Source organism: Nitratireductor sp. ATLC21, from assembly GCF_057196525.1.
Genome location: NZ_JBXUOU010000002.1, coordinates 809,346 through 821,806, shown reverse-complemented (window position 1 = coordinate 821,806; position 12,461 = coordinate 809,346). Strand labels below are relative to the sequence as shown.

Here is a 12,461-nt window from a genome sequence, read left to right as displayed (position 1 = left end):
GTCTGTTTCACGAGCGGCCTCCCTCTTCGGGAAGGAGATAGCCCTTAACGGCGTGGCCCATGTCGAGATAGCGTTTGGCGACGGCCTGCACGGCCTCGACGGTCACTGCGTCCAGCCGCTCCGGGAGGCCGGTGATATCCTCGACCGTGCCGCCCGTCGCCAGGACAGCGCCGAAGAGATTGGCGCTGCGCACCTGGCTGTCGCGCATGAAGATCTGATCCCGCAGGATCTTCGTTCGGGCCGTGTCCAGCTCCTTCTGCGTGATGCCTTCACTTTTGATCTTCTCGATCTGGGCCACTAGCGCGGCCTCGACCGTTTCGAGATCAGCCTCACCACGGGGTTCACCGTAAATGACCAGAGCGGAGTAATCATACGAAGCGCCTTGCAAATAGCTGCCGGCGCTGGATGCGATCCCCTGTTTGACCACGAGATCCTGATAGAGGCGGCTGCGCAGCCCCTCTCCCAGCACCTCCGAAAGAATGGCAAGCGCTTCAAACTCGCCCTTCTCGGCCCTGCGAGCAGACGGCACATACCAATTGATCGACATGTTCGGGACGGTAACGCGCGGGTCCCGGAGTGTGACGTCCCGCGTGGTCTTCTGATCAGGCTCCATTGGCCGGGCGCGCGGTGGCAAATCAGGGCCGCGTGCGACCTTGCCGTAGGTCTCTTCGGCCATAGCCCGCACCTGATCGGCGTTCACATCGCCGGCCACCACCAACACCGCATTGTTGGGTGTATAATAGCGGTCGTAGAAGCTCTTGAGGTCGTCGTGGGTGAGGCCTTCTATCTCCTGCTGCCAGCCAATGACCGGAATCCCATACGGATGGTTCTGGTAGAGCGTGGCGTTGAGTTCCTCCGACAGGATCGAAGAAGGCACATTGTCGGTGCGCTGGCGCCGCTCCTCGAGCACGACCTGGCGCTCGGTCTCGATGTTTTCTTCCGAAAGCACCAGATTGCGCATCCGGTCCGCCTCGAAGCGCATCATGTCTTGCAATTCTGTCGGAGCGATCTGCTGGTAGTAGGCCGTGTAGTCGTAGGAGGTGAAGGCGTTCTCACTGCCGCCCACGGCAGCAATCGCTGCTGAGAATTCACCCGAGGGATAAGTGCTTGTTCCCTTGAACATCAGGTGCTCGAAGAAATGAGCAATGCCGGACTTGCCGGGCTCCTCATCGGCGCTGCCAACCTTGTACCAGAGCATGTGCGTGGCGACAGGTGCGCGGTGGTCCGGGATGACAACGACTTCAAGGCCGTTCTCCAGGGTGAAGTTGGAAACGGCAGTGTCGTCCCCGGATTCCTCCGCGGGGGCGATCGACGGCACCGCGACGGTGAGGACTAAGGCGAATGCCGCGCTCAAAGCGACGCTCGCTATGGAATTTCTCATAGACAGGCCCTGTACGGTTTGTGGTGCGCCCGCGCACAATGCCACGAGCTCATGACAAGGCAAAGCTATCGGCGCAAAAGTGACGAAACTCAGGCGCACTCGGCAAAGGTTGCGCAGGAACCACCGTATTCACGCCGTTCGATAAGACGAAAGCCTTCCGGTGGCTGAAAGGGCGAGTTTGCAGCTTCCTCGACCATGACCAGGGCCCCAGGCACGAGCCATCCGCCAGCCAGCGCTGCGGCGAGCGCCTTTTCGCCCAGACCCTTGCCGTAGGGTGGATCGGCCAGAACAACATCGAAGGGCTGGATCGTTCCCACCTCCCCGATACGGCTCGCATCGCGGCGGAAAATCTTGCTGCGCCCCTGGAGACCAAAATTCTCCACATTGGTGCGGATCAGAGCCCGGGCAGCAGCAGCCTCTTCGATGAAGAGCGCAAAGGCTGCACCGCGTGACAGCGCTTCGAGTCCCAGCGCACCCGTGCCGGCAAAAAGGTCGAGCACACGCGCATTCTCAAGCCGGCCGGCATAGCGGTGCTCGAAAATATTGAACAGCGCCTGGCGGGTCCGGTCCGTCGTCGGCCGGATCGCGTCTGACTTCGGCGTCGCCAGAGTGCGGCCGCGAAACTCACCGCCCACAATGCGCATGGGTCAGCTTTCCCCGCCGGATTTGCCCGGCTTGCGGCCGCCGGGGCGGCCCTTGCCGGGACGCGATCCACCACCCGGCTTGCCTGAGAACCTGCCTGCCGGCTTTCCCGAGGGCTTGCCGCCGGGTTTGCCGAAACGCTTCCCTGCGCCCGACGTCCCAGCAGGTTTTCCGCCGGTTTTGCCGCCCTTAGAGAAGCGAGGTTTGTCGCCCGAATCCGGTCGGTCGTCGCGTGAACGGAAAGGCCTTTTCTCGCGCGTATCGCCCTCAGGCTTGTCCCCTTTTGAGAAACGGGGTCTGTCGCCACTGCGCTCGCCGCGCTCAGAACGATCGCGGTCGAAAGGTTTGTCACCGCGCGGACGAAACGGCTTGTCGCCACGTGCCGGGGCAGCCCCTTCCCGGCGCGGCTTGCGCGGCTTCTGCGCCCGCTCGTCGGCCTCTGCCTCGGCGGCGGCCTGTTTGCGTTTTCCCTGCGGGCGCGCGCCGGGAGCCATCCACACATGGCTGCCACGGTTCTGGCGTGGCCCGCGATCATCTTCGCGGCGGCCGGGACGAGACGTCTGCAGACGATCGCGCGCAGCCTCTCGCTTTTCCTCGCGGTCGCGCTTGCGGTTTTTGACAAAGGTCTTGCCGCCCTCGCGCTCACGGGTGCCCTGTTTTTCCGCAGCCTCGCCGTCACGCGGCTTGCGTTCGGCACGAACAGGCTTGTTGGAAAAGGGATTCACAATCGGCGCATCGAAATTGGCGCCTGCCTTTTCGATCAGACGCTCGCCAAGCTGGTCACGCAGGGTGCGACCCTTGACCTCCTGTACCTCGCCCTCGCCCAGCGTACCAAGCTGAAATGGACCGTAGGAGATGCGGATCAGACGGGTAACCTCAAGGCCAAGCGCCCCGAGCACATTCTTGACCTCGCGGTTCTTGCCTTCACGCAAACCGAGTGTCAGCCAGGCATTGCTGCCCTGCTCCCGGTCGAGGGTGGCCTCGATCGCGCCATAGAAAACACCGTCCACGGCAATCCCGTCCTTGAGGCCCTCGAGTGCCGCGGCATCGACCTTGCCATGCACCCGCACACGGTAGCGGCGCAACCAGCCCGTTTCCGGCAGCTCCAGCGCCCGCGCCAAGCCGCCATCATTGGTCAGGACGATCAGGCCTTCCGTGTTGATGTCGAGACGGCCGACCGTGATCAGGCGCGGCAGGCCCTCCGGCAACACGTCGAAAATGGTTTTTCGACCTTCCGGATCGCGATTCGTGGTGACCACGCCACCGGGCTTGTGGAAGAGAAAGAGCCGCGTGCGCTCAACCGCAGGCAACGGCTCGCCATCAACCAGGATACGGTCGGAGGCGCTTACATTGAACGCCGGGGACTCCAGCACCTTGCCGTTGACGCTGACGCGGCCCGCCTCGATCATCGCTTCCGCGTCGCGGCGTGAGGCAACGCCGGCCCGTGCAAGGCGCTTTGCAATGCGCTCGGCCCCTGCCTTATCGGCGTCGTTCGGGGTCGCATCTCTCCCCTTGCCCGGCTTCTTTTCCCGCTTGCTATCGTTGGGTCGGTCTTTGGTCATGATGGCCTTTTGCCCTGGGATTCCGCGTTGCGCCCCATGCGCCGGAACCACTCCAGTGTTTTAAATCAGAGATCGGATGGAAGGAAAATCCATTCCGCTTTCGCACCCGATGCTATAGAGGCGGCTGAAGCATTTGGCTGTCGGGAGAAATCATCTGGTATTCACGTTGATGCGCGAAACAACGAGATGACGCACCCTTCCGGCCGCGTGGCGCTCTAGGTATCAATTCGCACCGGCAGTTGCGAGCAAAAAGATTGATGAGACCGACGAAAGCGAACTACACCAGTTTCATGGATGACGCGCTCGAACAGGCGCGTCTCGCTGCAGCTCGCGGTGAGGTGCCGGTCGGCGCGGTGATCGTGCATGAAGGAAAGGTGATCGCGCGCGCGGGTAACCGTACCCGCGAATGCAACGATCCGACAGCGCATGCGGAAATCGTGGCGATTCGCGAAGCCTGCGCGGTGCTCGATTCGGAGCGTCTTGTCGATGCCGATCTCTATGTGACGCTTGAACCATGCGCCATGTGCGCCGCGGCCATCTCGTTTGCGCGGATCCGCCGGCTCTATTTTGGGGCAGGCGATGAGAAGGGGGGCGCGGTGACGAACGGTGCCCGCTTTTACACACAAAACACATGCCATCATGCGCCGGATGTCTATCCGGGCATCGGTGAGGCAGAAGCCGCCGCTTTGTTGAGGGGCTTTTTCAGGCAGCAGCGCTAAAAAGAAAAGCGGGCACATGTCCCGCTTCCCGGAATTTCAATCAGGATCCCCAAGGCCTCAGGATCCCCAAGGCCATAGACGGCGCAGGTCGAAACCGCCGCCATCCTTCTGCGCGGCACGTTTTGCGGCGCGCTCCTTTTTGGCCTCGTCTTCACCGAGTTCACCGGTGGGGGCAGTGTCCGCAGGCTGGCGATAATCGACCGGTGGCTCGCTCAAATAACGGCGCGTGGTCGGGCTTCCCTGTGCGGTGGCAGCGCGGCGCTTGAAATACTCCTCACGCTGTTTCTTGGCTATCTCAGGATTCACGAAGCCATCTTCGCCCCGGGCATTGACGCCAATGTCACGAACCACCGGCGATTTGTAGAACGGGTTATCCTGGTTCTCGGTCGCTTCTGCACGGATCCGGGCGAGGCGTTGTTCCGGCGATTCGGGCCAGGCAGGATTGCCGGCAGAGGCAACCTCTTCCTGAGGCGGGGGCAGAACCTCGGTTGAAGACGGCATGACAATGCCCGCGCGCGGCTTGTATTCAACGCGAGGCTTGTCTTTCGGACCAAGCGACAGAACGCCCGTCACATCTTCGAGCAATTGCTGGTCGGCGGGCTTGTCGGTTCCGTAAGTCGGTGCGCCAATACACCCGGACAAAAGAACAGCCGAGAGGCACAAAGTGCCTGAAGCCGCAACCATGCGCGCGGAACGCCGCGACGTTGTGGTTTCCGTTCTCTTCACTGCCACCTCTCTCCCAGAACGCCGCCCGTCAGGCGATGCGTTCTGCTTGTCGTCCCGTTAAATCAGACCATCGGGAAACTCAAATCACGCATGTCGCGCACGAATCCGGCGACAACGTGGCATCCTTAACCCGGCGGCATTTGTAGCGAAGGAGTGAGCGGGAAGCAATCGGCAGTGCCGAAGCGCCCCGCTGACTGCCGTTCAAAGTCGGCCCAGCGCCTTGAGCTCGCGCAGCGCCGCGGCATCGCGTGCCGACACATCCGGAAATTCCGGATCGGACCCCACATCGTCCGTGTAGCGCCAGGAACGCGCGCATTTTTCGCCCGTGGCCCGCGCAAACACGACGCCGACACCCGGCACCTCATCCAGCGTGAAGGCATCCGCCGGCGGCGCCTCATGACGAATATCGATGCCGGAGGTGATGCAGATTTCGGCCATGTCGCGGTCAGCGATGGCCTGTTGCAGCCCTTCATCGTTGACATAGACGACCGGCGCGGCCTCAAGAGACGAACCGATGGTCTTTTCCTTGCGCTCGATCTCCAGCGCACCGGTCACGACGCGGCGGACCTGCCGGATTCTCTTCCACTTCTCTGCAAGTGCTGCATCGCGCCATTCCTGCGGCACGCCGGGGAACTGCTCCAGATGCACCGAACGCGCCTCCGGGTGACGCTCAAGCCATGCCTCTTCCATGGTGAAGGGCAGCATGGGCGCAAGCCAGGTCACGACACAGTCAAACAGGGTGCGGACCACCTGAAGCGAGGCCTTGCGGCGCGTGCTCGAAGGCGCATCGCAGTAAAGCGCATCCTTGCGGACATCGAAATAGAAGGCCGAAAGCTCGACCACCATGAAATCGAGCAGCGAGCGGATGATGCGCTTGAAGTCGAAATTGTCATAGCCCTTGCGCACCAGCTCGTCGAGCTCGGCCAGACGATGGAGCATCAGGCGCTCCAGCTCCGGCATCTCGGCCAGCGGCACGGTTTCGCCCGTGTCATGCGCCAGCGTGCCGAGCATCCAGCGGATGGTGTTTCTGAGCTTGCGATAGGCATCGACATTGGTCTGGATGATCGCCTTGCCGAGACGCTGGTCTTCCCAGTAATCGGTGGTGGCAACCCAAAGGCGCAGAATGTCCGCGCCCGACTGGTTCATGATGTCCTGCGGAAAAGTCTGGTTGCCGAGCGATTTCGACATCTTGCGGCCGTCTTCCGCCATGGTGAAACCATGGGTGATGACCGTATCGTAAGGCGCCCTGCCCCGCGTGGCGCAGCTTTCCAGAAGCGAGGAGTGGAACCATCCGCGGTGCTGGTCGGATCCTTCCAGATACACATCGGCGGGCCATTTCATGTCCGGCCGGTCTTCCAGCGTGAAGGTGTGGGTGGAGCCGGAATCGAACCACACATCGAGAATGTCCATGACCTGCTGCCACGGCTCGCCGGCGCGCTCGCCGAGGAAGCGCTCGCGCGCGCCTTCGGCAAACCACGCGTCCGCACCCTCGGCCTCGAAGGCGTCGAGAATGCGCTGGTTGACGGCCTCGTCCTGCAGCACATTGCCGTCTTCATCGGCAAACACACAGATCGGCACGCCCCAGGCCCGCTGGCGCGAGAGCACCCAGTCGGGCCGATCGGCGATCATGGCACGCAGGCGCGACTGACCGGCCGCCGGCACAAAACGGGTCTCGTCGATGGCCTTCAATGCGCGTGACCGCAGCGTTGATGCATCGCCGAGATCCTTGTCCATATAGACAAACCATTGCGGCGTGTTGCGGAAGATGACCGGCTTCTTCGACCGCCACGAATGCGGATAGGAGTGTTTGAGTCGCCCCCGCGCGAAAAGCATGTCGCGCGCGATCAGCGCCTCGATGACGGCCTTGTTGGCGTCGCCCTTCTTGCCCTTGTCGTCGATGACACGCGCCGCGCCGCCTTCGCAATCGGGACCGAAGCCGGGGGCGTCCTTGGTGTAGTAGCCTGCGTCATCCACGGGGAACGGGATGGTACTATCGATACCGCGCGCCTCAAGCTCGGCGCGGGCGTCCATCCAAGCGTCAAAGTCCTCGCGGCCATGGCTGGGCGCGGTGTGCACGAAGCCCGTACCGGCGTCGTCGGTGACATGATCGCCGGCAAGCAGCGGGACTGTGAAGTCATAACCGCCGCCGAGGCCCTTGAGGGGGTGGGCGCAGGTGATGGCGCCAAGTTCATCGGCTGAAACATCGCGCAGGCGCTTGTACTCAAGCTTCGCCTTGGCGAAAGACTCTTCTGCCAGCGCATCGGCGAAGATCAGCTTTTCACCTGCCTGCGGGCCAAAATCGTTTTCCGCTGCGGTAACCTCGAAGAGACCGTAGGAGATGCGCGGGGAATAGGCGACAGCCCTGTTGCCGGGGATGGTCCAGGGGGTCGTCGTCCAGATGACCACAAAGGCATCGGAAAGCTCGCCCTCCGCCACCGGAAACTTCACCCAGATCATGTCGCTTTCGACATCCTGGTATTCCACTTCCGCCTCGGCGAGTGCGGTCCGCTCCACCACGCTCCACATCACCGGCTTGGAGCCTCGATAGAGCTGGCCGGACATGGCGAATTTCAGAAGCTCGCCGGCGATCCGCGCCTCGGCGTGGAAGTTCATCGTCGTGTAGGGGTTCTTGAAGTCGCCCTCGATGCCCAGCCGCAGAAACTCTTCCGACTGGACCTTGATCCAGTGGCTGGCGAAGTCGCGGCATTCCTGACGGAACTCGTTGACCGGAACCTCGTCCTTGTTCTTGCCCTTGGCGCGGTACTGTTCCTCGATCTTCCATTCGATCGGAAGGCCGTGGCAGTCCCAGCCGGGCACGTAATTGGCATCATAGCCACGCATCTGGAAGGAGCGCGTGATGATGTCCTTCAAAACCTTGTTCAGCGCGTGGCCGATATGGATGTTGCCGTTCGCGTAGGGCGGGCCGTCATGGAGCACGAATTTTTCGCGTCCCTTCGCGTCCTCGCGCAGGAGGCGGTAAAGATCCATCTCCTGCCAGCGGGCGACGATCTCGGGCTCTTTCTTCGGCAGCCCCGCGCGCATCGGGAACTCGGTCTGCGGCAGGTTGAGGGTCTTGGAATAGTCGATCTTTTCGGACGTATCGGTCATGTTATCGCCGTGAGGTGGGCAAAGCGTCGGAGGGCCTCGCCATAGCCATTATGGAAAATCGGAAAATGCGCGTGTGACGCGCGGCAAAACCCGGACCTTCCGCAGCACTCAGGCCGCACGGAAGGCCGGGCCAATAATTCGTATGGCAATCGGTATGAAACCGGCGCGTGTCATCATGGCAACGGCTTTTAGCCGAGGCAGGCCGAAGAATAAAGAGGCGATTGCCCTCACGCCGCCAGCCCCTCGAAAGCAAGCCGCAGATCGAGGGCTGCGATGGGCTTCACCTCGGCGAGCAGAGCGCGGGCTTCCGCCTCGTCGCGCTTCATCTGGGCCACCAACGCATCCAGCCCGTCAAACTTTTCCTCGCCACGCAGGAAGGAAAACAGAGAGACCGAACAGGTTTCCCCGTAAAGATCACCGTCGAAATCGAACAGGAAGGTTTCCAGAAGCGGCGCACCATCTTCCGTCACGGTGGGGCGGCGGCCAAAACTCGCCACGCCATTGTAGAGCCTGCCATCGGCCCGGCGAAAGCGCACCGCATAGATGCCGTGGCGGAGTTCCGTTTCCAACGGCAACGCCATGTTTGCCGTCGGAAAGCCCAGCGTGCGGCCAAGCTTTTGGCCACCCTTAACTTCAGCCTCGACCGTATAGCGATAGCCAAGAAGCCCGGCAGCCTCCGCCACTTCGCCTTCCCCCAAAAGGCCACGAATGCGGCTTGATGAAATCACCGTGCCGCCTTCGTCGGAATAGGCGTCCACCACGGTCACGCCAAAACCGTTTTCCTGTCCGGCCGCCTTGAGAAGCTCCGGCGTGCCACTGCGGTTCTTTCCGAAATGAAAGTCGAACCCCGTCACCACATGGGTGATGCCAAGCCCCTCGACCAGTACGGAGCGAACGAACGCCTGCGGTGACAGGCCGGAGAATGCGCGGTCGAATTGCTGCTCGACAACCGCATCGAAGCCGAGCGCTCCCAGCAGCGCTGCCTTCATGGGCGCCGGCGTCAGACGGAAAAGCGGGACATCGGGCCGGAAGACCTGTCGCGGATGCGGTTCAAAGGTCAGTACGAGAGCGGGAACGCTGTCGCGTCGGGCAATCTCCAGTGCCGGTTCGAGCACTGACTGGTGCCCGCGATGCACGCCATCAAAATTGCCGATGGCCACCACGCCGCCGCGAAGGGCGGCGGGCATCTTGATCAGATCTGCAATGCGCTTGATCGGTCCGGCCACGCGCGCACCCTATCTGAGACGTGGTATGGCCGCCACGGGATTGTGGCCGTGGGTTTCGAGAAACGCCGCAAGGCGGTCGGGCTCCGGCCCTTCGCCATTGCCATATTCGCGCGCGTGAATGCCGTCGGTCACGAACAGAACATCAATGCCATACTGGTCGGCCCCCTTCACGTCCGTCAGCACGCCATCGCCGATGGCAAGCGCCTTTTCGCGCGCAAGTTCGCGTCCCATGATCTCGGCGGCGGCGTTGAACGCGGCCTCATAGATCGGGCGATGCGGCTTGCCGGCAATCAGCGTCCGGCCGCCCAAAAGCCCGTAATCACGTGCCAGCGCCCCGGCGCACCAGATGTGCCGGTCGCCGCGCTCGACGATAATGTCTGGGTTGGCGCAGATAAACGGCAGGTCGCGCATTCTCAGGCGCTCCAGCATGTCCGCATAATCTTCCGGCGTTTCGTTCTCATCGTCAAAGAGGCCCGTGCAGACGACACCGGAGGCTTCGAAGTCCTCCACCAGATCCACGTCGATTCCGTCGAAAATCGCCTGGTCCCGATCTGGCCCGATGTGGAAAAGGCGCCGCGGCGCTGTGCGGATCAGGTCGCGTGTCACATCGCCAGACGTGACGACACGATCCCACGCATCATCGGGAACACCAAGCGCTCCAAGCTGCTCTTCCACACCTCGATGCGGGCGTGGTGAGTTGGTGATCAGAACAACCGCCTTGCCGGCGGCCCGTGCCCTTGAAAGGGCGGCGCAGGCCTCGGGAAAGACGGTGACACCGTTGTGAACCACACCCCACACATCGCACAGGACGGCGTCATAAGAACCGGTGAGGCGGTCGAGCGTATCGATGATCTGCGGAGCTTGAGGCATGGGGGAACGGTCGTCTCGGATTGTTTGAAGTGCGGTGAGAATGGCTCAGGCCGGAATTATCGGATGCTGGCTTTCCTGTCACCCGGTTTTATCGCCACGGTCAGAATGCACTGCATTTGAGACAAGGAGTTAACACCCCGGGAACCACGATCACATCCGCGATCGCACCAGTTACGTCCGGTTAAGCACTTCAGGGGGATTTTGGACCAGTACCTTTAGTGGGGTGGCACAGATGTTCAGGAAATTCGCGCATGACCGTCGCGGCAATTTTGCCATGATGACGGCGCTTGCCATGGCGCCGATCATGGGGGTTGCCGCCCTCGTGGTGGACTATAGCCAGATTTCCCGACAGCGGCAGATGACACTGAACGCGCTGGACGCGGCAGGCATTGCCACGGCTCGCTATCTCACCCAGGGCGCAAGCGATGAAGACGCCAAGGCCTATGCGCAGGATTTTTTCGAAGCCAATCTTGGCAGCGTAAAACCTGAGAACACCAAGCTTCTCATCACACTGCCCAACCAGAACACTGGTGGCGGCACACTGAAGCTTGAAGCGGAGCTGAAATATGCGCCGATATTCTATCCGGTTTTCCAGAAGCTGCGGAAAGAGGCTGTCGATGAGGAAACCAAGATCGATTTTCGCGCTCAAAGCGAAATTCGCCTGAAGAACACGCTGGAAGTGGCGCTTGTGCTCGATAATTCCGGTTCGATGGACTACACCTCGACCGGATCTTTCGAGAAACGTCTGACAATCCTGAAGAAGGCCGCCAAGGAACTGGTGAAGACCATCGCCGCCGAGGGCGCGCAGATGAAACAGATCCAGAAGCCGGTACAGTTCGGTGTCGTGCCGTTCGCGGCATCCGTGAATGTGGGGCCGGACAACGCCAGTGCAAGCTGGATGGACACGGACGGCGTCTCGCCCGTTCATCATGAGAATTTCGACTGGTCGACCATGAAGGCGGCCGATCCGAACAAGCGCGTCGAATTGTCAGGCGGCGTCTACTACAAGCGTGGCAGCGGCTGGGGAGACGAGGAAGGCCAGAAGGTCACGCGTTTTACGCTCTATGACCAGATGAAGCGCATTTCGGGCACCTCCTCGGAATGGAACTATGAATGCACCCGCTATCGAAACAACGGCTCCTGCCGGACCTGGGGGTGGGTGGAGACGAAAACCACGACATATGACCGCTTTACAAGCTGGGCCGGTTGCGTGGAGATGCGCCCCTATCCGCTGAACATAAACGACGATGCGCCCGACAGCAGCAATCCAAAGAGCCTTTTCGTGCCGATGTTCGCGCCGGATGAAACGGACCAGACCGATTCAAGCTGGCGTCCCGCCAACAACAACTGGTGGGACGATTTCACCAGCGGCTCGACCTCGGCTGCCTATGATCAGGCCTATATGCCGAAATATTTCACGCCCTATGAAACAGGCAGCATGGGCATCAACGAGGGTCCGAACGCGAGTTGCAGCACCAAGCCGATCACTCCCCTCACCGATGTTGGCAAGACCGAAGGTCTGAACAAGATCAATGCCGCCATCGACAGTATGGACGCCGGCGGCGCCACCAATGTGACCGAGGGGCTCGCCTGGGGTTGGCGCGTTGTTTCCGGCCGCGCGCCTTTCACCGAGGGGCGGCCAGACAGTGAGAAGGGCAATGACAAGGTGGTCATCGTCCTGACCGACGGCGCGAACACCTATTACACGCCCACCAGCATCACCGCCCAAAGCTATTCGGGCACCTACTACCGCTCGGGCGGCAACGACCTTGCCGGGAACAAGTCGATCTATTCAAATTATGGTTATGTGCGCAATCGCGCCGGTGAAAGCCGCCTTTTCAAGGGCGCTACCGGTGTCAGCGAATACAACTACTCCAACAGCAACTACTCGGCGGCAATGACCAGTCATATGAGCGCCATCTGTGAGAATGCGAAGAGCGACAACATCATCGTGATGACGGTCGCGCTCGATCTCGACAGCCGCGATTCCACCGAGAAAAAGCAGATCGATGCCCTGAAGGCCTGTTCGTCCGACTCGCGCACGCGCAAGGACGGAAACGGCAAGCCGGTGAAACTCTTCTGGAACGCCACGGGCGGCGATCTGGATGATGCTTTCAAGGCCATTGGCGACGAGCTTTCCAACCTGCGCATCGTCGGCTGACGCCAAGCGACCTCCCGCGTCGGCCTTGCCGCTTCGGTTCTGATCGGCTAGGACAGCCGCGCCCCC

Annotated in this window: 9 protein-coding genes; 2 read left to right on the top strand and 7 right to left on the bottom strand. The window is 61.5% G+C overall.

Going from position 1 to position 12,461, the window contains the following annotated elements:
• Nucleotides 1–7: 7 nt before the first annotated feature.
• From AC2CHD_RS11515 to AC2CHD_RS11505, 3 genes are all read right to left on the bottom strand, one after another.
• Entirely contained in the window at nt 8–1,381 is a 1,374-nt protein-coding gene (locus tag AC2CHD_RS11515; RefSeq protein ID WP_484553791.1) for a M16 family metallopeptidase, read from the bottom strand.
• Between the two features lie 89 nt (nt 1,382–1,470).
• A complete protein-coding gene (rsmD, locus tag AC2CHD_RS11510; protein ID WP_484553790.1) occupies nt 1,471–2,025 on the bottom strand; it encodes a 16S rRNA (guanine(966)-N(2))-methyltransferase RsmD in 555 nt (184 codons plus the stop codon).
• A 3-nt stretch (nt 2,026–2,028) separates the two neighbouring features.
• The gene (locus tag AC2CHD_RS11505; protein WP_484553789.1) at nt 2,029–3,585 is read right to left on the bottom strand and encodes a pseudouridine synthase; all 1,557 of its coding nucleotides are present in this window, start codon (nt 3,583–3,585) and stop codon (nt 2,029–2,031) included.
• Nucleotides 3,586–3,842: 257 nt separating this feature from the next.
• On the opposite strand from AC2CHD_RS11505, the gene AC2CHD_RS11500 reads away from it, so the two are divergent.
• Nucleotides 3,843–4,304: a nucleoside deaminase gene (locus AC2CHD_RS11500; RefSeq protein WP_484553788.1), complete on the top strand. Its 462-nt coding sequence runs from the start codon at nt 3,843–3,845 to the stop codon at nt 4,302–4,304.
• Between the two features lie 57 nt (nt 4,305–4,361).
• Here AC2CHD_RS11500 and AC2CHD_RS11495 read toward each other — a convergent pair whose 3' ends face one another.
• The 4 genes from AC2CHD_RS11495 to AC2CHD_RS11480 all read right to left on the bottom strand — a co-directional run bounded on the left by AC2CHD_RS11495 (nt 4,362) and on the right by AC2CHD_RS11480 (nt 10,234).
• Entirely contained in the window at nt 4,362–5,030 is a 669-nt protein-coding gene (locus AC2CHD_RS11495; protein ID WP_229447801.1) for a hypothetical protein, read from the bottom strand.
• 201 nt (nt 5,031–5,231) lie between these two features.
• Nucleotides 5,232–8,138: an isoleucine--tRNA ligase gene (ileS, locus tag AC2CHD_RS11490; RefSeq protein ID WP_484553787.1), complete on the bottom strand. Its 2,907-nt coding sequence runs from the start codon at nt 8,136–8,138 to the stop codon at nt 5,232–5,234.
• 227 nt (nt 8,139–8,365) lie between these two features.
• Nucleotides 8,366–9,325, bottom strand: a complete 960-nt coding sequence (locus AC2CHD_RS11485) for a bifunctional riboflavin kinase/FAD synthetase (RefSeq protein WP_484554235.1) — start codon at nt 9,323–9,325, stop codon at nt 8,366–8,368.
• 48 nt (nt 9,326–9,373) lie between these two features.
• Nucleotides 9,374–10,234, bottom strand: a complete 861-nt coding sequence (locus AC2CHD_RS11480; protein WP_484553786.1) for a TIGR01459 family HAD-type hydrolase — start codon at nt 10,232–10,234, stop codon at nt 9,374–9,376.
• Nucleotides 10,235–10,466: 232 nt separating this feature from the next.
• Between AC2CHD_RS11480 and AC2CHD_RS11475 the strand changes: the two genes are divergently transcribed.
• The gene (locus tag AC2CHD_RS11475; protein ID WP_484553785.1) at nt 10,467–12,395 is read left to right on the top strand and encodes a TadE/TadG family type IV pilus assembly protein; all 1,929 of its coding nucleotides are present in this window, start codon (nt 10,467–10,469) and stop codon (nt 12,393–12,395) included.
• Nucleotides 12,396–12,461 lie beyond the last annotated feature (66 nt).